The organism is Bacillus sp. FSL R5-0712 (assembly GCF_038593285.1).
In the GTDB taxonomy this organism is placed as follows: domain Bacteria; phylum Bacillota; class Bacilli; order Bacillales; family Bacillaceae; genus Bacillus; species Bacillus safensis.
Window position 1 is genome coordinate 3531256 of sequence record NZ_CP151981.1, and the last position, 21064, is coordinate 3552319.

Sequence of the window (21064 nt, forward strand, 5' to 3'; positions counted from 1 at the left end):
TTACCTCTCTCCTTTTTTCGGCCACACATGGTAATACAAGAAGGCATTTTTTGTTCTAAAGCCCAGCTTTTCGTACAGCTGAATCGCGGTTGTGTTATGCATCTGAGTTCCGGCAGACATAAACCGATGCCCTCTCTCATAAGAGGCTTTTATTATCGCCATCACGAGCTTTTTTCCGATCCCTTTTCCTTGTGCATCCGGTCTAATGGACAATAAATCAAGCACTAGTTCATCGCCCTTTGTCACCCCTTGAATCAAACCAATGACTTCATCGTTTACCTTTGCCGCGAGATTGATATCTGCACGTCCGAGTAAATTGTTTCTCATCCATTCCTGAAAGAAATGCTGGACGACATTCTGATCTAAAAAAGGATCAAGTGCGTACCGGCTTTTCCCAAACGCCTGATGAGCAAGTGAGACCGCCTCATCGTAATCCTTTTCATTCGGCAGACTAATAACCACATCTTCACCTGTTGATGGAAGCTCCATATGAACAGGCGGCGCCTCAAGACGAGTGAGACCTCCCACATAGTACACATGTGACAGTCTTTGAACGATACGGTTTTTTACAAGATCAGACGCTTCAAGACGTAAAAAGAAAAAATCGCATTTTTCAGTTCTCATCCAATTGATGAAACGCTCCATCAATTCTTGAAAAGAAGACGCTGACTCCGCTTCCACAAACTTCACATGAAAAATATGCTGATCAAAAATGCCGCTTTCCCATTTTGACCATTCATATAACAGGACTGCTTTGAGCTGGGCGCCATTAACAAGAGCAAACTGCTTGAATCCGTTCATTTGTTCCGCTTGTTGACCGTATTTCTCCAGCCAAGCAGCCAGCACCTGATCATCTACAGCATGAACGACCTTCATGATGATGCCCTCTGTTCTTTTAAAATAGACAACACCGCTGTGATAACATCCTGCACATCTTCATCTGTCATACTTGGATAGAGCGGCAGTGAGAGCGTCTGCTTGTAGTATGCGAGTGACTCAGGGAAATCCTCTGGTGAATAGTGATATGTTTCCTGATAGTATGGATGCAAGTGAACAGGGATAAAGTGAACACTCGTGCCGATTTTATATTCCTTTTGCAGCTGATCAATCAGTTCATCCCGCGTGATGAATGCTTCTTTTGGATTCACTTGCAGTACATACAAATGCCATGCATGTCTTCCATCTTGATGCACAGGCGGCAGGATAAGACCCGCTTCTTTTTGAAAAGCCTGATTGTATGCTTTTGCAATCTGTTCTCTCCGTGCCTGCATCTCATCCAGACGGTTTAGCTGAACAAGCCCTAACGATGCCTGCACGTCAAACATGTTCATTTTATAGCCTGGTTCCTCGACCTCGTAATACCACGTTCCTTTTTCTCCATAACGATTCCACGCTCCCTTGCTCATCCCATGCAGCGCTAGTCTTCTAATCCGAGCAGCAAGCGCATCATCATTTGTTGTCAGCATGCCGCCTTCACCAGTCGCTAGGTTTTTCGTTGCATAAAAGCTAAAAGCGGTCGCATCACCAATGGATCCAACGGGCTGACCGTGGTACGTTGTGTAAAGAGCGTGGGCAGCATCTTCAAGTACAAATAGATCATACTTTTTGGCAATCGCTAAAATTCGGTCCATGTCGCACGATTGACCGGCAAAGTGAACAGGAACAATCGCTTTTGTATGTGGTGTAATGGCCGCTTCTATTTTCTCTGCATCTATGTTGAGGGTCGCTGGATCAATATCGACAAATACAGGCGCTGCCCCCGTATGGATAATCGTATTAGCTGTTGCGCAGAATGTCAGAGGGGTTGTAATCACCTCATCCCCAGCCCCAATCCCTCTTGCCTTTAAGGCTAAAAATAAAGCAGCCGTACATGAATTGACAGCGATCGCATGTTTTGCACCTGTCAGCTGCTGAAATTCTTCTTCAAACTGTCTTACTTTTGGTCCAGTTGACAGCCAGCCGGACTTTAATGTTCCAATGACTTCATCAATTTCCTCCTGCTCAATGAAAGGCAGAGCATAAGGAAGAAATTGTGCTCTCTTTTTTCCCATATCGCTTGCACACCCCTATCTTCATCTCTGAAAATCCACACCAGTTTTTGTTTTGAGCAGAGAAAGCAGAACATCGATAGATCGCGCATGCGGATAATGTTGTTTAATGAACTGAGCTCCTTGCTGCTTTGCCAGTTTCATCTCTTGTTCATCCGACAAAATACGAATGGCTTTCTCAGCTAGTTCAACAGGGTTTTCCATATGATAACTGCCAAGCGACTCGTAATATGGGTATCTTCTGCCTTCTGTCATTTTCCCGATCAGCACACTCTTTTCAAAAAGCATCGCTTCAAGACCAACTGTAGATGTGAGCGTAATCACGATATCCACATATGGCAGCAGGTCATACAGGTCAATTTCTTTTTTAATCAATTTCACATGATTTCCCGCTCGTTCAATAGACACATAGTCATTTAATCGATTTCGAGCAATTTCCCAAGGATGCGGCTTCATGATCAGCTGAATGTCTTTCCGTTTGGCGATCGTTTTAAGAACATCGCCATAAAAGGCTTCAGAAAACGGCTGCGTTGCCACAAGCACGGTCTTTTTAGCCGGACTGAAATTCAATTTACGAAAAATGAGGTCCTGTTGAAGCGGCGTTCGCTCCTTCACCAAATCAAACCTCGGATGACCTGTGATTTCCACCTGTTCCGGCTGACAGCCTTTGTCTACATACCAATCCTTTTCATACTTTCCAAACACCCCATGACAAGTCGTAAAAATCGGTAAAAAGGCTTCGTCTCCCATAAGCGCGCCGTGCTGAAGACAGATACTCGTAAGCTGGCGTTTCACTGTTTGCAAAGCGAGTACGCGGCTGTAGACATCCTCTGTCGTTCCAACAATAACAGCTGCAATCGGCTGCATTTGAAATAGCATTTCTATCTGGTCAATGACATCAATAAATTGCACAATGTCCTTCCGCAATTTTTCTCTAAAAAAGACATTGCCAAAGACAGGGTGGTGAGCGTAAGGTTTAAGGAGAGCATTTGCTTTTTCAATATATTCAGCGTGGGCTTCTTTATTAACCTCTCCGGCTAATTCCGGCTTACTGATCACGGGTAATCCGTAATAATCCGCCTTCTTCCAGCGAGCGAGCACCACCGTTTGGTTTGGATGGAACCGCGTGTAATTTTGTTCCGTAAAACGCAGGTGTTCAAAGTGAAGCAATACCTTTCCATTCGCCGGACGATAAGCCACACGCTTGATCTGCTGTTTATGCTGATCAAAAAATGGCTGAATCTCTTCCGGTAATGGACAAGCGGTTGTCAGTTCTTGACCGAATGCTTCATCTTCCATGCGTTCCCTCACTTCAGGACTAATATATTGATAAAAATTACTGATCAACCCAAGAGGAATTTGCTTGTAGGACAAATCCTTCATCAGATTCACATACTCAAAGTACACCTGCCAATAATGATGAATATAGTGCGACACTTCAGGTCACCTCCCATGTCTTTGTTTTAATATACTGCGAAGCTCCCAGCAGGTGGACTGCTCGGGAAGTGCTTGAATAAAGGCACTTTTCTCTTCTTCTGCCAGCTGATAATGAATGGACTGTTCTGTAATGTAATTTGTATCTAATATTTCATCAAAGGGATAGAACGGATAAAAATGATTTAAGCGGAAAAAGAAACGGGCATCCCCTATTCGGTAAAAATGCGGACTCTCGTCCCAGTAAGACCCAAATTCCTCATGAATTTTTGATAAAATGGATGTACGATGCACGACCGAGCAATGATCTATGGCGCAGGGGGCATTCCATTGCACTGTTTGCGCCGGCCGAACTGTTTCCTTCACTGGCTCTTTTTTGCTATTTAAATAGATCACTTTAGAACTAGAATAGACAATATCTTTACCTGGATGGGCATCTAGATAATGAGTGAGCTTCTCTAAACGGTCCGGGGCGTAGACATTGTCATCTGTGGCATAGGAAATATACTCCCCTTTTGCCAGTTCTAATGCTTGATTAATCAGCACGGCGTAGCGAGTTTTCGCTGTTCTCTCTTCCAGCGTTTTGACACCGCTTTTAATAAAATGAACGCGGGGATCTTTGCGAAACGGTTCAATAGCAGCAAGGGTTTTTTCGTTTGATCCATCATCCATGATAAAAAGTTCAAAGTCTGACAGCGTCTGCTGCAGGACCGCTTCAATCGATCTGCCGACGTAAGCCGCCTTGTTATAGCTCGTCATAATGACAGTTACTTTTGTCAAAGTTTTCACCTCGGTCTCTTTCAAACTATGTTTATCATATGTGTCTCCTCTTAAAGAGACTGTAGAGTGACCTATTTTTTATAAAATTGTATTTTTTTATTGATCTATCTTTGAAAAATGCGAACTTTTTGGTAATATAAGTAATCATTTGTGTGTATTAAAGGAGTAAAGAACATTGGAAGCTATGAAGAATGATCACTCCCAAGAAGAGGAAGTAAAAGGATTTTTTCGATTTTTTAAAATTTTCGTCGCAACAAAAACGATTATTCGCTCATATCAACATTCCAATATTCCCATTTGGCTGATGATGCTCCTTGCAAGTATCGCCGGTACAGGCTGGATCTACGAAGGGTATTTTAGCGAGTATATGGGCAATCATATTCCATTCCCTTTTATTCTGATACAAGGAGCGGGATATGGTATTTTGGCAGGCAATATGATTCTATTTTTCGGTGTCCTCATCATCAAGTGGTTAGGACGTCTCTTTTTCGGCTGTCAAACGGCGTATCGAGATATACTCAAAGCGTGCACACTGACGGTCTTTTTCCCTTCTGCTTTATTTTCACTTACTTGGATTTTCACTGTTGCGATGCTTGGTCCGTACACGTTTGTTAAAATCTCACCATATTTAGATCAGCATTATGAAGTATGGTATTATCTCGATCTTTTACCTCTTACGGAAGCATATGCAAAGACGTGGATATTGGGAATGGCTGTTTTAGGCATTGTCGCTGTGATGAAGCTCAGATTATGGCAAGCCTTCATCATTGTGATTACACCGCTCGCCGCTTTTTTTCTCATCATGACACTTTTATTTGATATTCAGCACGCTATAAACTGGATCATGTAAAAAGGACGAGTACCGATAGAATACGAGGGATTGTCTTCACGCTGAGGAATTGCATAGCAGTTCCTTTTTTTCGTTCAATGTACATATTCTCCCCTCCTGTCTCATAGTGTGAAAGAGAGAAAGAATGCTATGGAAACAACAGGTGCTTTAGCGCCTTCTGTTTAGAACACCATGAGGAAAGAGGAGGAACGTTATGAAATTGAAAAATCAATTTGGGCAAGGTTCGGGTTTCGAAGGTCAAGATTTCCGCCAGCAACAATATGGAGCAAATCCGTATCCTGCGCAGCAGATGGGTTATTCAGTCCCTCCCCAAACGCAGGGTCAAATGCAGCAGGGGTTTTCACCAATGCCGTCAACCGGTACTTCACAAGGAGGCCAAGGAACGCAGGGCGGCGGTCAGCCCTATCAAATTCCTTCTGGACCGGTTTATCAGCAGAATGTCACAGGACAGCTGCCTATTGAGCAGTCCTATATTGAAAATATTCTACGATTGAACCGCGGCAAGGTAGCCACGATTTATATGACGTTTGAGGCGAGTAAGGAATGGAATTCGAAGATTTTTAGAGGCGTCATAGAAGCTGCAGGGCGTGACCACATTATCATTAGTGATAATAAGACAGGAACACGATACTTACTATTAACAATCTATCTTGATTACATTACGTTTGATGGAGAAATTCAATATGATTATCCTTATTCGATGTCAACATATTCTCCGAGATAACGTCAAGCATGGCAAAAGCAAGGACTCAGGTGCCCTTGCTTTTTTCTTTTGTCTAGGTTTTTGTCACACCTCTAGAGCGCTGCTCATAAGATGCCTAGTAGTTTTTATCAAAAGCCTAGAGGTGACATCAATGACTGTTGAGCTGGATTATACATCACCAAATGTCAAATTTTCATACGATCTGAATCAAAGCCCCCTTGTGAAATTCGATCAGCATAACCTGATTAATGTGTTAGGAAAAAAACAATTAAACTCGTTGGATCAAGTGTCCCTGCTGGATATATATTTGAGTAAAAGCAAAGTCGTAGAGCCTCATTATCATCAAAATGCGGCAGAGCTTGTTTATTGTATAGCCGGTTCTGCTGCCGTATCGATGCTGAATCCATTTACAAAAAAACTGCACACCTACACCATCACACCTGGACAGGTGGCAAACGTGCCTCAAGGCTGGTGGCACTATGAAGTCGCTCTCCAAGACAGAACTCATTTGTTAGCCATTTTTAACGCATCTACACCTGAAGTGATCCTAGGCTCAGACCTTCTCACCCTCACCCCTTCTCACATCATGGCCCATACTTATTGCATGAACGAAACACAGTGGAAGCAGGCGATAAAGCCTGTGAAACCAAGTGTGTTTATCGGACCATTTTGCCACCGGGAGGAAGAGTCTCAAACGCATCCTGTCCCTCCATCTCACTACGTCCCATATTATCAAGCACCGCCCAACTATACCCCTTACTGGAGTTAAGAAAAAAACCGATGCCCCTATGAGAGCATCGGTTTATTGGCTTATAAATTTTTTGCTGCTGCAATGACAAGCATGATCCAAGAGGCGATAAATGCTACTCCGCCAATAGGAGTAATGGCACCTAAAATCTTCACCTGCGTCAATGCCAGCACATAAAGGCTTCCTGAGAAGAAAAGGATGCCTGCAAGCATCACCCATCCAGCGGTTGGAACTAGGGAAACACCTGACAGCTTATCTGCAAGAAAGGCGACAATAAATAGTCCTATCGCATGGAACATCTGATATTGAACACCTTTATTCCATATTTCTATATATTTTTCAGGGATTTTCCCTTCTAGACCGTGCGCACCGAAGGCTCCAAGTCCAACAGCAAGCATGGCGTTAATGGCACCTAAAATGAAAAATAGTTTCATTCGTCATTCTCCTTATCTCGTCAATTATATTTATCATAGCGCGGGTGAAGGGCGACATTCAACTTTCCCTTTACGTTGACACGAGATTGTCGGATTTCTTTTTCTTTCGTAACAAGACTTGGTCGACCACGATCGCAATGAGTGTGCCTAGAACAAGACCGTTGCTTAATAATGAAATGAGCACAGGATGCATCCCTTTCAAGGCCCCCTGAGGCACAAACATCGCCCCTACGCCCGCTAAAACAGCAATCCCAAGAACAAAGCGAATCCGCGGAATTTCTTCTTTCTCATACTGATCAAACTCCGACATCGCAATCCCAATCATAGAAGAGAAGACCACAAAGTTTACAGCAAGCCCCACAGGGGGTGGCAATGCAGAGAAAAAGCTCATGAGCAGGGGAAACAAACTAATGAGAACAACAAGCAGACTTCCTATGAAAAAAGGCTTTCTCGAAGGAATTTTGGTTGTCTGGATAAATCCGGCTGCCCCCGAAATAGGTACAGGCGCAATCGCCCCGATCAGCCCGCTTAATAAATGACCAAATGCTGCGACAAAACCAGCAGGACGTGCTCTTTTCCGCTCACGCAGTTCACCAAATGCCTTCACTGAGCTTTCCACAATTCGAATACTTGCCAGCATGTTCACAATGAGTAAAATCGTTATAAAAAAGGACGTGACAAGCAATCCACTGTCAAAGACCGGCATACCGAATGGAAACAGCTTCGGAAACTCGATGATTTGTTCTGGAATTCGGACCGGCTTCGCCAATCCGAGTAGAGCGAATAACAGCCATCCGCCTGCAAGTGCGAATAACACAGAAAACTGTCTTAAATAATGCCATTTTGAGCGGCTGATCATGAAGGTAAGGATAATAATCAAGATCGATAAGCAAAAGACAAGCCCGTCTACTTGATTTCCCCGATAGCCGATGCCCATCAGCCCTTTCATAATTGGCTGACTTAGCTGCACAACAAGCAGCAGCAGGTAAATGCCTGTGACGACTGGCGTAAATAAAGACGCGAGCCAATTGATGATTTTAAATAGACTAAAAATAAAAAAGAAAACAGCACTAAAAATTAAAGCCCCTTGTAATGCTTGCAGGGTTTCAGGATACGTCGCAAAGATTGTACCTGTCATGCCGGCATAAAGGGTATACACACCCCACCAAAGCCCTGCTGGACTTTCATTAATCGGCAGCATATGGCCGCATAAACACTGCACCATTGCCACAAGACCAAGTGAAAAGAAAGTACTTTGAATCAGCTCCGCCGATTGCACTTGATTCAATTCAAATGCTTGTGCAATCGCAATTGGTACGGCAATAGAAGCTGCGATAAAAAATGCCATCCACTGAATGGCGCCCAAAAATAGTTTCAAACCGATCACCTTCCCTTTGTCGTGACAAGACCATTAAAAATCAAAAATAGAGTCGCCGTTCCCGTCCTTCTCTTTTTGACCCTCATCATTTTGCTGAAATTTCTTCGCACCACTTGTGCCCATGAGTTTCTCCAGCATGGCTTGATCTGCAGACACAGATGGTGCTGATGGTGTATGTATCGATGAAGGTGGTGAAATGACCGGCGACTGCGGCATTTGCACCTGTGATGGTGCGTCGAGAATGACATCACATAGTGAAGAAATGGCCGCCACTTGACGTTTCACCTCTTCATCATTCCCACTTTGTTTTGCTTTTTGAACCGCTTCCTCCATTTTTTGAAGCAGGCTTGATATATGAATATTCAAGGGTAGACCCTCCAATCTAAAAAAATCTCTTTTCAACATTATTTTACCAAATGAACAAACCAAATGGGTTCATTTTTTCAAAGCAGTGCGCTCACGACTCTCTTATTTGACCCGTCATCTTCATTCACACATAATAAAAGAAACAACATCGTCTATGAAAGGATTGAATAATGGACAAGCTCACTGCTCTATTTCAGAAACAAAAAGTCTTTCAGAAGCCGGCGGTTCAAGAACGCATCCGCATTCTTCAAGACTTAAAAGCAGCAATTAAACAGCATGAAAAGGATATTTTACAGGCCTTAGCCCATGATTTACATAAATCCGAACAGGAAGCCTATACAACAGAGGTCGGGATAGTGTATGAAGAAATCAATCATACCCTCAAGCACCTTCACAAATGGGCGAAGCCAACTCGCGTGAAAACACCGCTGACTCATATCGGATCAAAAAGCATGATCATCAAGGAACCCTATGGAAGTGTGCTCATCATTGCTCCTTGGAACTATCCTTTCCAATTGGCCCTTTCTCCATTAGTCGGTGCGATTTCTGCGGGAAATGCCGTGATTTTAAAGCCGTCTGAGCTGACGCCGGCAGTCTCACAAGTGATCAGCACTATCATCAAACGTGTATTTCAAGAAGACCATGCGGCTGTCGTAGAGGGCGGTGTTGAAGTCAGTACAGAACTGCTGAAACTGCCCTTTGATTATATCTTCTTTACTGGAAGTGTGGCAGTTGGCAAAGTCGTCATGGAAGCCGCCGCAAAACATTTGACCCCTGTCACACTTGAGCTTGGCGGAAAAAGTCCCAGCATCGTCATGCCTGATGCCGACATCAAATTAGCAGCGAAGCGGATCACCTTTGGAAAATTCACCAATGCAGGGCAAACCTGCATTGCACCAGACTATTTGCTCGTTCATGAATCCATCAAAGAGGAACTTTTGCGAGAAATGACGGCCTGTATCCGTGACTTTTATGGTGAACATCCCGAAACGCATCCGCACTTTGGAAAAAATGTCAGCCAGCGTCATTTTGACAGGCTTACACAATTTCTCTCAAATGGAACGATCGTCACAGGTGGACAGCGCAATGAACAGGAGCTCAAAATCGCTCCGACCATTTTAGACCACATCACATGGGAAGATCCCGTCATGCAGGAGGAAATTTTCGGACCGATTCTGCCTGTCATGACCTTTGATTCTCTGCATGAGACAGTTCATATGATCAAAGCAAGGCCAAAGCCGCTTGCGCTTTACTTATTTACAACAAATAAAGAAACAGAAACCTATATTCTAGACAACCTCTCATTTGGCGGAGGATGTATCAATGACACGCTTATGCATGTCGCTACACCTTACCTGCCATTCGGAGGCGTCGGCGAAAGCGGCATGGGGCGATATCACGGGAAGGACAGCTTCTTTACTTTTACGCATGAAAAAAGCGTCCTGCGGCAAACCAATCGCTTCGATTTTTCCTTCCGTTATCCAAATGCGAAAAACGGACTCGACTTGGTTCGTAAATTTTTAAAATAAACAGGACGAAGGGTCTCTCCCCTCGTCCTATTTTCATTCAATATCCTTGATACACCAATTGATTTCTTCAATCCCCATTTGCTTTAAATACGCGTTTACCTTTGAAAACGGCCGGCTGCCAAAAAAGCCGTTTCTTGCAGAAAAAGGACTTGGATGAGGTGACTCAATGATGAAATGCTTGTTTTGATCAATGCGTTCTTTCTTGTTTTGAGCATGTCTTCCCCATAACACAAAAACGACGGGCTGTTCACGCTGATTCAGCACATCAATCACGCGGTCTGTCACACGTTCCCAGCCCTTGCCTTTATGAGAATTCGCCTCGCCTTTTCTCACAGTCAGCACAGTGTTTAACAGCAGCACACCCTGCTCTGCCCAGCTGACAAGTGAGCCGTGGTTTGGAACAGGACAGCCAAGATCATCCTTTAGCTCCTGAAAAATATTTCTCAAAGATGGCGGGTGTTTGACGCCCGGCTGAACAGAAAAGCTTAATCCATGTGCCTGCCCTGGGCCATGATAAGGGTCTTGTCCTAAAATCACCACTTTGACTTTTTCATATGACGTCAAATGAAGAGCACGATACACGTCATCTGGTTTTGGAAAAACGGTCTGCGTGCGATATTCTTCCTTCATCCATTCACGTAATTCCTGATAATACGGCTGTTCAAATTCACTTTTCATCACAGCCCACCAGCTCTCATTTAAAAATGGCTTCATTGTGGTTTTCCTCCTTCTACTTGCTGCGCTAGTCTGGAGATCATCGGTTTTCCATCCCACACAATCTCACTCTCTGATTCTCTTTTTTTCATCGCTGGTTCTTCTAATAATATAGCAAAGTTCGCTGTCGGCAGATTGCCCAGTTCATGCTTTTCACTTAAATCATCTAAGTAGTTTTTCCTTGTTTCACCAAGATCACTAGACTGATTTCCACCGCCGTCAAAAAACGCATAGATCACGCTCGCAGCTGGCACCCGTTTCACTCGGGCATGCTGTGATACACGCAAAAAGAAGTCCCAGTCCCAATAATGATGCATCGCTGGATCAAAATAGCCAATCTCATCGTGTATACAGCGCTTGTACATACTGCCCGAAGGAACATATGTAGAAAAGACACGCATATCCTCAATATCTGCTGTATAAGCAAACAAACGTCTCGACAGCGGAAAACGGGTCGCGCCTTTTTCTTCAAATGATACAATTTCTGCATCAGAAAAGACAAAATCGGCATCCTCCAGCGCCTTGCTCATGCGTTCGATATGACAAGGTGTGAAGTAATCATCGTCGTCACTCAGCATGATGACGTCGCCTGTCAGCTCCCGCACCCCCACATTTCTGGCATTTACATGCTGGACATTCTCATCTAAATGAATCAAGCGGATCGGAAGCTCAGGGTAAAGTTCCTGAATGATGTCGACTCGCTCTCCTGCATCATTGACGACAACAATTTCAAAAGGCTGTACGGTTTGTCTTGTAATGGATTCAAGCAGCTCACACAGTGCGCTGAGCCGGTTATGTGTCACAATTAATAAGGAAATCTTCATATGCAGCTTACTCCTTTAATAGATTCGTCTTTTTCCATTAAAACATAAATTGACTTTCTTCTCATGATATAAAAGGCGGTTTGATTTGATGGGAAAATGGGAATTTTTGATGAAAAGGAGTGATGATGATGGAATATATCACGGTGGAGAATAGTAAAGAAGCAAAACAGACCATTGACCACATTCATTCATCGGGATCATCAAAGGACGCTGTTTTTGTTTTTGCCTACGACCCAGAACGCTCTGATACCGTAACAGAGCATACAGACGCCAAAAGCATGACAGCGGTCGATCAAGGAATTTTGGATCAAGTCGCCAATGTCATTCGCACCCGGGATGATGAACTGATGGCCAAAATGATGTCAACTGGGGCCGATCAAGAGTTAGCCTTAACCCTTTTAGACGAGCTGAAAAAAGGGAAATTGGTGATTTGTAAAAGGTAAGAAAGAGAGGCGTTCCGAAGAGAGGAACGCTTTTTTATGCCGTTTCATTGTGATAAACGGAAAAGCTGATTATAATAAGGGATAGAACAATAACTGTTACACATCACATTGGAGGTTCAGCAACTATGTCTATGAATAAAGCACTCACCATCGCAGGTTCGGATTCAAGCGGCGGTGCAGGTATCCAAGCAGATTTAAAAACGTTTCAAGAAAAAAACGTCTACGGGATGACAGCTTTAACTGTTGTCGTTGCAATGGACCCACATAATCATTGGGATCATCAGGTGTTTCCAATTGATACGGCGACAATTCGCGCGCAGCTCTCTACCATTGTAGAAGGCATTGGTGTAGATGCACTGAAAACGGGTATGCTTCCTACCGTCGACGTGATCGAGCTTGCAGCTGAAACCATCAAAACATATGACCTTAAAAATGTCGTCATTGATCCTGTTATGGTTTGTAAGGGTGCAAACGAAGTCCTTTACCCAGAGCACGCAGAAGCACTGCGTGAAAAGCTCACGCCACTCGCAACCGTTATCACACCTAACCTTTTCGAAGCAGGTCAATTAAGCGGAATCGGCGAGATTAAAACGATCGAACAAATGGAAGAAGCAGCAAAACGCATTCACGAACTTGGTGCAAAGTATGTGGTTATCACTGGAGGCGGTAAGCTCAGCGAAGACAAAGCCATCGATTTACTTTATGATGGACAAACCTTCGAACGCCTTGAAACAGATAAAATCGACACAGAATACACACACGGCGCAGGCTGCACATTCTCAGCAGCAGTCACAGCTGAACTAGCGAATGGATCAGACGTGAAAGAAGCCATTTATGCAGCAAAAGAATTCATCACGGCTGCCATTAAAGGCTCTTTCCAGCTAAACGAATACATTGGACCAACAAAGCATTCTGCTCATCGTTTTGACAAATAAAACAGAAAAAACCGATTCGCCTTGTTAGGAGGTGAATCGGTTTTTGTTTATCGAAAGCTTCGTCTCTGTGCAAACAGCCAATCTGTTAAGCCTGGCGTCTCATAAGCAGGCGTCCATGATGCATGGTCATATCCATACTTACTTGCATACTCCGTATAAAGCGGCTGGCCGCCAGCTTTTTGAATAGCTTGAATGGTATTTCTTGCATAGCTGATAGGGATAATGGAATCATCTTCTGCATGAAATGCCCATATTGGCTTGTGTGCTAAAATTCCTGCCTTGCTTGGATCTGCACCCCCCGCAATAGGAATCATTGCTGCAAACAAACGAGGATATGTGATGTTCAACTGGTACGTGCCAAATCCACCTTGTGATAAACCCGTCGCATAAATTCTTTTCTGATCAATCTGATAAGAAGTTAACACATGCTGAAGGACATCATAAGCTTTGTGTAAATCTGGTGAAAATTGAAACACGTTCGTCAGATCAATTTCATTTTGCACATTTCTTGTTAATGCAAAGCCTCCATCGACAGCATTTCGCGCCTGAGGTGCAAGTACGTACGAAGGATGTTTCTTTTGGACTTCAGGAGAAGCCCATAAAACTGCACCATCATTCGCAAGTAACTGCTTTTGATTGTCTGTTCCCCTCTCCCCGCCTCCATGTAAGAATAGGACGAGAGGATAGGCTTTACCCCTTTTATGGTTTTTTGGAATATACAGCCGATAAGGCATTCCTTTGTATTCGAAAGATAAAAAAGATGATGCAATGTCCTCTCGTGTGACAAAACGATAATTGTACGTAGACGTGGAAAGGCGGCGGTTTTTCTTGTAAACGCTTACTTTTAAAGTCGTATCAGTTTCGATATGAATGGGCTTTTTGTATAACTGACTTTGAGTTGTCGGCTGGCTGCCATCTGTTGTGTAATAAAGAGAAGCTTTTTGAAAGTGAGAATGCAGAGCTACCTCTTGTGAACGATAATATTGACCAGACGGGACTGAAGCAGTTGATGCAGCATACGACGTATGATTTCGGGCAGAAGAAACGGAAGGAAAAAGAAAACTCATAGAAAATAGGACAATCATAAAGGTGATCAGGCATTTCTTGGTTGTATGGTTCATATCGTTCCTCCTGTACATGCTCAGATGAATTTATTATTGATCATGAAAATATAAATGTCAACGCTTTCATTTAAATTTCCGAATAATCAGTCAGAATACAAAAAAGCGTACCCGCACGCAGGTACACTCTTTTATCCATACATGAATGCCTATTTTTGCTGATCGGACTCTTTCGCCATTTTTCGAATAAAGGCTTCAATGGATTCAACAAATAAAGCATATTCTTTCATTTGTTTATACGTATCTGACAGCTTCTCTTTCACTTCTTCCTGCTCTAAAGAAGGTTCACCGAGAATAGATTGAACTTGAATGAGCAATTCTTTATATTCTTCACGTTTATCTTCAACATGATCTGCCATTGTCTCCAAGCGTTTTCTAGTCGTCGGCTGCTGTTTTGAATTCAAGTAAACAACCCCTTTTTTTGTCCTACCGCATTTGGATAAACGTCAGCCTCAGCTGTATATATTTTAAAATGATACCATAATTCCACCTGTTATCATATATGTAAAACGTCATCAAACCGCTTTAGGCCAACCTTGTATATACACGCTATAGGCTCTAAGATACAGGCTGATCTCACTAGAAAAAAGCAGATCATTGATCTGCTTAGATTGTAGAGAAATCCATGTTTTTCTAAAATTTTTTACGTAAGTATGATGAAGTGTTTTAATGAAAAAAAGCCTCCCATAATCCGAACATTTTTTCACAAGCAACATTTATTTTTTGCAAAAATGAACGACAGTTCCGATTGAGTTTATCCTCTTTCTATTCCTGAACCATCATTTTGTACCTGGCATCAATCAAGCTAAAGTATATTAAGACATTTTGGTCTTCTTCCATATTTTTGCGGGCTATTACAATCTCTTTTCTTTTACTTTCTGCATTTAGTATGTCCTGTTTCTTTATAAAGCCGTTCCAATCACCGATCATCTTAGCAACAAGTGGGCTTGCTACTTTCTCTGCCAAACAGACCTCCCCCTATCATTTTCCCTTTATTTTCATTATTACAAGTTGGATGGGAAATTTAAAGAAAATATGTAAAAAATAATTAATACAAATGTTAAAATAAATAAAGCTCATGTTCGTGAACACAAGCTTTGACTGGTTACTATGCTCTTTTATAGCCATAATACACGTCTCGAATAATTTTTGTAATTACAGTGGTACACATGCATATAAAAGTCACAATCCCTACCCAATACATATTTGACATGTCAAAACCAGTATAGGCAAATATGAAAATGGTTGATGTGATAAATGTGATCATTAGAACCACATAAACCTTCTTAAAAATTAAATAGCCAATAACCCCCCAAGTTAAATACAACAACGGCAATGTGAATAACACAAGACCCATGGGTTGAAGATAATGTAAGTTAATATACTCCACTCTCCTATACAGCTATCTTATAACTTCCATGCTTGTCATTTCCCAATCTCTATCAGATTTTAGAGATATTTCTTTGGAGTCTTTGCTTTCAATATTATATTCAATAATTCTGCCAATAACTCCATCCTTATCTCTATCAAACATTCTTACCAATGCATAAATCTTGCCGCCTAAAATCTTGACCTCTTCTAAACGTTCGTCATCTGATTTAAAATGAAGTGGAATTTTTTCAGACGATATCTCTTTGAGGTCTTTGTTGAATGTCTTGACTTCTCCTTCATAGGAAACTATCGTAACTCTCTCCTTGTCTACATTGATCTTGTAGATAGTGAAACCTTTATCCATGACAATCTTTCTTTTCGTATCTAGAGTTTTCTTGTCAAGTATAACCAACATAGAATTTTTCTTACTATCAACGGCATCATTTACGGCAACTAACAATTCTTTATTGTTTAATGACTTCAAAGATTCATTGTTGTCAGGGAAGAAGACCGAGGCCATGTCTATCTCTTTTCGTTTTTCTTTATGATTTTTTGAGTCTATGGAAGAAGCTATAACACTATCGTTATTATTATTAATAACGGCATATATTTTCCCATCTTCAAATACTGCTGAAGTCAACGATCCTTCAAGTTCAACCTGTTTTTTATTGCCTCTATCTTCTTTCCAGTAGACTAATTCTCCTACTAAGCCATTCTCTGTAAAACCAACGTTAATGTCGTGTAATACATACCCATTAGAGTAGTTAATAAAGAATGCACCCTCGTCATCTGTAGATTTTGAAAGTGATTTTGTTTGTAGGTGATTTACCTCACCATTATTCTTATCTATTAATACATGATAATTAGACCTATTAGATGAGAAGTACATATTATTATCACTCTGAGTAGACGAAGTAAATCCAACGCAGTCTTTTAATGACACGCTTGATAGCTTACTCCCTGTATCGTTGTAGTTTACTATCTCGCATCCTCTGTCCATCATCTTTGAATGAATTACAGCAAATTTACTATCTTTCATATTGCTCAGTTCTCCCTTAGAAGAGTCTCCCACAGCCTCTTCTTTCTTTGAACATGCTGAACAAACAACTGCTATGGCACAAGCTAATAAAAATAACTTAAAGTATTTCATTCAATCATCTCCTTTCGATTTTAAACAAGCAAAGCAATCGGGGAAAATCCCCGACTGCTCAATAACTTACTTTTTTTTATGATAAAAAATCTTCGTGTTGTTAGAGTTTACTAATTCCATTGGAGACACAACTAAATCGTTTTTATAATGGTCGATATCGTGACCTTGATTTTTCCAAGCTCTCCAAGCTAATTGAGAGCAATAGAATTTTTTTGTAGTTTTCTTGTCAAACCAGTTCAAATTGTATGGCTTCTTTTGATTAGCTTGTTTTTCTGCATACTTAGCTGCATTTACATATTTGGTATTATTAGACTTCTTCACCCACAGCCCATATACCTTTTTTCTATTTCCCCAAGTATTATTATAGAATCTAACTCCATGCTGTTTAATTGGACTCCAACTTTTGTGCCAAGATTCTACGGTATTTGTCTTAGTTCTCGACACAACAGCCGCATGTCCAAAGCCAATCGCTGAACTACCTGAATCCAAGTCGTAGCTAACCAACACATCTCCTTTAGTTCCTAATGTCTTGGACTTTGCATTGACATTCATCTTATCTTACTCTTCATTGTACTTAGGTAAATACTCGTCGATCACTCCATCTTTGATGTATTGATCGATATCTTTCTGCGACTCTTCGAATATAGCTTCTGCTTTTGCTTCCGTAGATACAGAATCATATTCCTTTTTGCTCATCTCGTAAAGCTCATTAATCTGTTCAGAGGTCATTCCCTCTGCTTTCATTTCTTCTATTTCTTGCTTGGCTCTTTCAGTGTTCATAGAAGGGTATACCTCTTTCGCTTGCGCATTTCCCCCCAATCCAAACCCAGTGAATAACACGGATGCTGACAACAAGGATGTGACAATAACATTACGTTTTTTCGTATTACTACCTCCAATTACTTTTTTAGCGCGGTCCACATTTACCATAATATTAGTTAATATGGATTACGTAAACATAAATAGAATTTTAAGGATATTTAATATGTAATGAATTGACATGTTAATTTTGAGTGAATTTTTAAATTAAAAAAGAGACTATTCGTATTAGTCTCTTTTTCACACAGGTACATTTTCTTATTGTCTACTCGATCCAACATCTTGATAACTCTCTCGTGATGACAACCTGTTTCCTCTAATTCTTCTCTTGAAACATCAATGTCTAGGAGTGGCTTCTTTTTGTCTTTGGAATTAACCAAGGCGTAGCAGACGTAGACATTTTCTCTACTTGTTTAGCAGATCAAAAACCTGCTTCTCTTTGTAAATGCCAAGTCTTCAGTTTCAGCTTTGTTTCATTTCTTCCACTGATGGAGATCGATTTATTTCCCGGGGAAGGAAAGTAACGTGCAGTAAAAACTTCTCGGCCTCCGTTTACAAAAATCTCAATTGACGATGAGTCGATAAAGATATGAAGGTCGTGTAATTCCTCTATAAGTGCTTCACGAACTTCCTTTGATCGATCTTCAAATCGATCCCGCTCTAATGTCAGCTTCCCTTCCTCTTTATCATAGATGATGCGTGCTGCTGCACGGATACAGCATTCAAACCCTTTTTGTGTGTCAATTTGATCTATGAATACCTCTGCGCTCGTAATATCCTCTACAGGGATGGAGTGAACAGAACGTTTAATATGAAAAACATGCTCTTGTTCATTGGTCCGCATGGATTGAAGTTCACTTACTGGTTTTTGAATCAGATGTCCGTCCTCATCTAAACGGAGTTCTCTCGGGATCGTGAGGCAGTGTATCCATTGATAAGAAATCGTCGGATGATGCTCTTCTCCTTGATCAGGCACCCCCATCCACCCGATTAAAAGTCGTCTGCCTGATTCGTCTAGAAAGGTTTGCTGCGCATAGAAGTCAAAGCCACGGTCCAGTTCCTCAAACGCTCCGTGTGTATATTGATACGAGTGATCATCCAATGTGCCAACAAAATAGCCTGATTGATGTGTGTTGTGATATTTTAAGCCATCCGGCTCTAGTCCTTGCGGTGACACAATCAATACATCCCGGCCGTCTAATTCAAACAGATCTGGACATTCCCACATATAGCCGAAATTGTCTAAACCATTTTTTCCGCTGCCTGCAATCGTGCCTTGAAACGTCCAATTATCTAACGTATCAGAGGTAAATAAGACAAGGTGTCCTTTCAGGTCTAAGCTTTGTGCACCAAGGACCATGTACCACCGGCCATTTCTCTTCCATACCTTCGGATCTCGAAAATGGGCAGTGAACCCTTCAGGGAGCGTTGCCACGACACCTTTTTTCTCAAAGTGAATACCATCTTCCGAAACAGCTAAACATTGATACGTCTCACGGTTCCCTTGTTCATCCCGAACGTTTCCAGTGTACATCACGTGCATCTGCCCATCGTCTATAAATGCACTGCCAGAATAACAGCCGTTTTGATCAAACCAATCACTTGGGGCAAGAGCGGCTTCTTCGTGCTGCCAATTGACTAGATCTGTCGATGTATAATGCCCCCAGAATTTTGCACCATGCCCCGTTTTGAATGGCTGCCACTGATAAAAGACGTGGTAAATTCCTTTCCACTGAATCAGCCCATTCGGATCATTTAAAAGACCAACTGGCGGCATCAAATGAAAATGCTGCCGGTACACATCCTTTTTGACCAAATGCTCATAGTTTCGAATACGGTCTGCTATCTTTTGACGAAGTGCTGCGTCAGTTGTTGTCATGACTGTGACCACTCCTTGATTATTTTTCGACTTCTTTTACTTTAAAAATGATAGTGAGAATAAATGAAACAGCAACAGCGATTAACATACCAATCACATAATTGACCACATTCTGAATACCGAATGGTGCTGCAATCGCAATCATCGGAATGCCTGTTAAACCATAAGCATTGGCAGCTACCTTCGTGAAAACGACGAATGCCCCGCCCAATGCGCCTCCAATCATCGCCGCAATAAATGGTTGACGATAGCGAAGGTTTACACCGAATATGACAGGCTCGGTAATTCCTAAAAAAGCAGAGAAGGCAGCAGGAAGGGCAATTTCTTTTGTTTTTGCACGCTTGGCTAAGAAAAAGACAGCCAATCCTGCTCCGCCTTGCGCGACATTGGACATTGCCCAGATCGGCAGCAAATAGTTACGCCCAATATCATTCAGCAATCCTGCCTCAATCGCATGGAAGCTATGATGAACCCCTGTGAGCACAATTAAAGAGTAAGCACCGCCGAAAATGAGTCCTGCTAAGAACCCTGCATGGTCATAAATAAATGTCAGTGCACTCGAAATTCCTGTACCAAGCATTCTTCCAAGCGGTCCAACTGCAATAAACGTCACAAATCCAGTGACAATTACGGTCACAAATGGGGTCACAAGTAAATCAATACTGTTCGGAACGACTTTTCTTAAATTCTTCTCAACAAGGCACATGATATATACGGTCAATAACACTGGAATGACCGTCCCTTGGTAACCAAGAAGAGCAATATCAACATTGAATAAATGCATATACTCTGGTTTTGCTTCCGTCAATCCCCACGGATTAAGCAGATTCGGGTGAATCATAATTCCCCCAATGACAGCCCCTAAATACGGATTTCCGCCAAACTCTTTCGCTGCACTGACCCCAATTAAAATCGGTAAAATGATAAAGGCTGCACTTGAGAACATATCAAGCATTTGAAAGATCGCAGAGCTTGGATCAGCCCATTTGAAGGCTTTCATCATGCCTAAGAGACCCATTAACAAACCGCTTGCCACAATTGCTGGAATGATCGGTACAAAAATATTCGATAGCGTCTTTGCAAAACGCGCAAGTGGATTCATTTTTTGTTTCACTGCTTCATCATGGCTGACAGGCTTTTGATTCTCGTCGCCTGTCTCAAGACCAGTCTCACGAGCAAATGGTTCATACACTTTGTTGACAGATCCCGTTCCTAAAATGACCTGAAATTGCCCTGAACTTGAGAAAGCCCCTTTCACACCTTCAAGTTCTTCAATGGCCTCTTTGTCAATCAAATCCTCATTTTTCACCACCAATCTGAGTCTTGTTGCACAATGCGTTGCACTGATGACATTTTCCTTGCCGCCTAACAGTTTCATTAATTCTTTAGCTGTTTTTTGATAATCCATGATGTCTCCTCCTTTTTTAAAGCAAAAAAGACCTAAAATTCACCAACGAGTAAAGGACATACACGTCCCCTCGTTACGCAAATTTTAGGTCTTGCCTGCCTGACAGTCACAATCCCGCGATATCAATTTT

General features: G+C 42.0%; 24 protein-coding genes. 6 read left to right on the forward strand and 18 right to left on the reverse strand.

Annotated elements, in window-relative coordinates:
* The 4 genes from NSU11_RS18240 to NSU11_RS18255 are packed head-to-tail and all read right to left on the reverse strand — an operon-like array spanning position 1 to position 4262.
* Complete coding sequence (locus NSU11_RS18240; RefSeq protein WP_025093837.1) at positions 1-876, reverse strand: GNAT family N-acetyltransferase; 876 nt, start codon at positions 874-876, stop codon at positions 1-3.
* On the reverse strand, positions 873-2051 hold the full coding sequence (locus NSU11_RS18245; protein ID WP_185853924.1) for a DegT/DnrJ/EryC1/StrS family aminotransferase: 1179 nt from the start codon (positions 2049-2051) through the stop codon (positions 873-875). Before NSU11_RS18245 ends, NSU11_RS18240 begins: the two co-directional genes overlap by 4 nt.
* A gap of 21 nt (positions 2052-2072) precedes the next feature.
* Positions 2073-3485 (reverse strand): CDP-glycerol glycerophosphotransferase family protein, encoded by a 1413-nt coding sequence (locus tag NSU11_RS18250; RefSeq protein WP_327831074.1) that lies wholly within the window; start codon positions 3483-3485, stop codon positions 2073-2075.
* 6 nt (positions 3486-3491) lie between these two features.
* Positions 3492-4262, reverse strand: coding sequence for a glycosyltransferase family 2 protein (locus NSU11_RS18255; RefSeq protein ID WP_342493706.1), 771 nt, complete (start codon positions 4260-4262; stop codon positions 3492-3494).
* 184 nt (positions 4263-4446) lie between these two features.
* Between NSU11_RS18255 and NSU11_RS18260 the strand changes: the two genes are divergently transcribed.
* The 3 genes from NSU11_RS18260 (at position 4447) to NSU11_RS18270 (ending at position 6584) form a co-directional block, all read left to right on the forward strand.
* Complete coding sequence (locus tag NSU11_RS18260) at positions 4447-5112, forward strand: YIP1 family protein (protein ID WP_342493914.1); 666 nt, start codon at positions 4447-4449, stop codon at positions 5110-5112.
* 193 nt (positions 5113-5305) lie between these two features.
* The gene (gene gerQ, locus NSU11_RS18265; RefSeq protein ID WP_024426405.1) at positions 5306-5836 is read left to right on the forward strand and encodes a spore coat protein GerQ; all 531 of its coding nucleotides are present in this window, start codon (positions 5306-5308) and stop codon (positions 5834-5836) included.
* 130 nt (positions 5837-5966) lie between these two features.
* Positions 5967-6584 (forward strand): cupin domain-containing protein, encoded by a 618-nt coding sequence (locus tag NSU11_RS18270; protein ID WP_024423814.1) that lies wholly within the window; start codon positions 5967-5969, stop codon positions 6582-6584.
* Between the two features lie 41 nt (positions 6585-6625).
* On the opposite strand, the gene NSU11_RS18275 is transcribed toward NSU11_RS18270, so the two are convergent.
* From NSU11_RS18275 to NSU11_RS18285, 3 genes are all read right to left on the reverse strand, one after another.
* The gene (locus NSU11_RS18275) at positions 6626-6997 is read right to left on the reverse strand and encodes a DUF423 domain-containing protein (RefSeq protein WP_003215282.1); all 372 of its coding nucleotides are present in this window, start codon (positions 6995-6997) and stop codon (positions 6626-6628) included.
* Between the two features lie 70 nt (positions 6998-7067).
* Entirely contained in the window at positions 7068-8375 is a 1308-nt protein-coding gene (locus NSU11_RS18280; RefSeq protein ID WP_185853926.1) for a purine/pyrimidine permease, read from the reverse strand.
* Between the two features lie 33 nt (positions 8376-8408).
* Positions 8409-8741 (reverse strand): YwdI family protein, encoded by a 333-nt coding sequence (locus NSU11_RS18285; RefSeq protein ID WP_024423816.1) that lies wholly within the window; start codon positions 8739-8741, stop codon positions 8409-8411.
* 170 nt (positions 8742-8911) lie between these two features.
* On the opposite strand from NSU11_RS18285, the gene NSU11_RS18290 reads away from it, so the two are divergent.
* Positions 8912-10270 carry an aldehyde dehydrogenase gene (locus NSU11_RS18290; protein ID WP_342493707.1) on the forward strand — a complete coding sequence of 453 codons (1359 nt, stop codon included), beginning with the start codon at positions 8912-8914 and terminating at the stop codon, positions 10268-10270.
* Between the two features lie 33 nt (positions 10271-10303).
* Here the strand turns inward: NSU11_RS18290 and NSU11_RS18295 are convergent, their stop codons facing one another.
* Positions 10304-10984: a uracil-DNA glycosylase gene (locus NSU11_RS18295; protein WP_342493708.1), complete on the reverse strand. Its 681-nt coding sequence runs from the start codon at positions 10982-10984 to the stop codon at positions 10304-10306.
* Positions 10981-11808, reverse strand: a complete 828-nt coding sequence (locus NSU11_RS18300) for a glycosyltransferase family 2 protein (RefSeq protein WP_342493709.1) — start codon at positions 11806-11808, stop codon at positions 10981-10983. Before NSU11_RS18300 ends, NSU11_RS18295 begins: the two co-directional genes overlap by 4 nt.
* A gap of 128 nt (positions 11809-11936) precedes the next feature.
* On the opposite strand from NSU11_RS18300, the gene NSU11_RS18305 reads away from it, so the two are divergent.
* Together NSU11_RS18305 and NSU11_RS18310 are read left to right on the forward strand one after the other, a co-directional pair.
* On the forward strand, positions 11937-12251 hold the full coding sequence (locus NSU11_RS18305; RefSeq protein ID WP_024423820.1) for a general stress protein: 315 nt from the start codon (positions 11937-11939) through the stop codon (positions 12249-12251).
* A 125-nt stretch (positions 12252-12376) separates the two neighbouring features.
* The gene (locus tag NSU11_RS18310) at positions 12377-13186 is read left to right on the forward strand and encodes a bifunctional hydroxymethylpyrimidine kinase/phosphomethylpyrimidine kinase (protein WP_024423821.1); all 810 of its coding nucleotides are present in this window, start codon (positions 12377-12379) and stop codon (positions 13184-13186) included.
* Positions 13187-13233: 47 nt separating this feature from the next.
* Here the strand turns inward: NSU11_RS18310 and NSU11_RS18315 are convergent, their stop codons facing one another.
* The 9 genes from NSU11_RS18315 to NSU11_RS18355 form a co-directional block, all read right to left on the reverse strand.
* The gene (locus NSU11_RS18315; RefSeq protein WP_024423822.1) at positions 13234-14307 is read right to left on the reverse strand and encodes a chitobiase/beta-hexosaminidase C-terminal domain-containing protein; all 1074 of its coding nucleotides are present in this window, start codon (positions 14305-14307) and stop codon (positions 13234-13236) included.
* A gap of 149 nt (positions 14308-14456) precedes the next feature.
* Positions 14457-14711, reverse strand: coding sequence for a hypothetical protein (locus NSU11_RS18320; RefSeq protein ID WP_024423823.1), 255 nt, complete (start codon positions 14709-14711; stop codon positions 14457-14459).
* 361 nt (positions 14712-15072) lie between these two features.
* Positions 15073-15273, reverse strand: coding sequence for a RapH N-terminal domain-containing protein (locus NSU11_RS18325; RefSeq protein ID WP_024423824.1), 201 nt, complete (start codon positions 15271-15273; stop codon positions 15073-15075).
* A gap of 142 nt (positions 15274-15415) precedes the next feature.
* Positions 15416-15664, reverse strand: a complete 249-nt coding sequence (locus NSU11_RS18330) for a DUF2651 family protein (protein ID WP_167364640.1) — start codon at positions 15662-15664, stop codon at positions 15416-15418.
* Between the two features lie 45 nt (positions 15665-15709).
* Positions 15710-16828, reverse strand: a complete 1119-nt coding sequence (locus NSU11_RS18335) for a hypothetical protein (RefSeq protein ID WP_044331046.1) — start codon at positions 16826-16828, stop codon at positions 15710-15712.
* 66 nt (positions 16829-16894) lie between these two features.
* A complete protein-coding gene (locus NSU11_RS18340) occupies positions 16895-17380 on the reverse strand; it encodes a hypothetical protein (protein WP_238550002.1) in 486 nt (161 codons plus the stop codon).
* 6 nt (positions 17381-17386) lie between these two features.
* Complete coding sequence (locus NSU11_RS18345) at positions 17387-17608, reverse strand: hypothetical protein (protein WP_238550003.1); 222 nt, start codon at positions 17606-17608, stop codon at positions 17387-17389.
* Positions 17609-18068: 460 nt separating this feature from the next.
* On the reverse strand, positions 18069-19526 hold the full coding sequence (locus tag NSU11_RS18350; protein WP_270126710.1) for a sucrose-6-phosphate hydrolase: 1458 nt from the start codon (positions 19524-19526) through the stop codon (positions 18069-18071).
* Positions 19527-19545: 19 nt separating this feature from the next.
* Entirely contained in the window at positions 19546-20934 is a 1389-nt protein-coding gene (locus NSU11_RS18355; protein ID WP_034621897.1) for a sucrose-specific PTS transporter subunit IIBC, read from the reverse strand.
* Between the last annotated feature and the right edge of the window lie 130 nt (positions 20935-21064).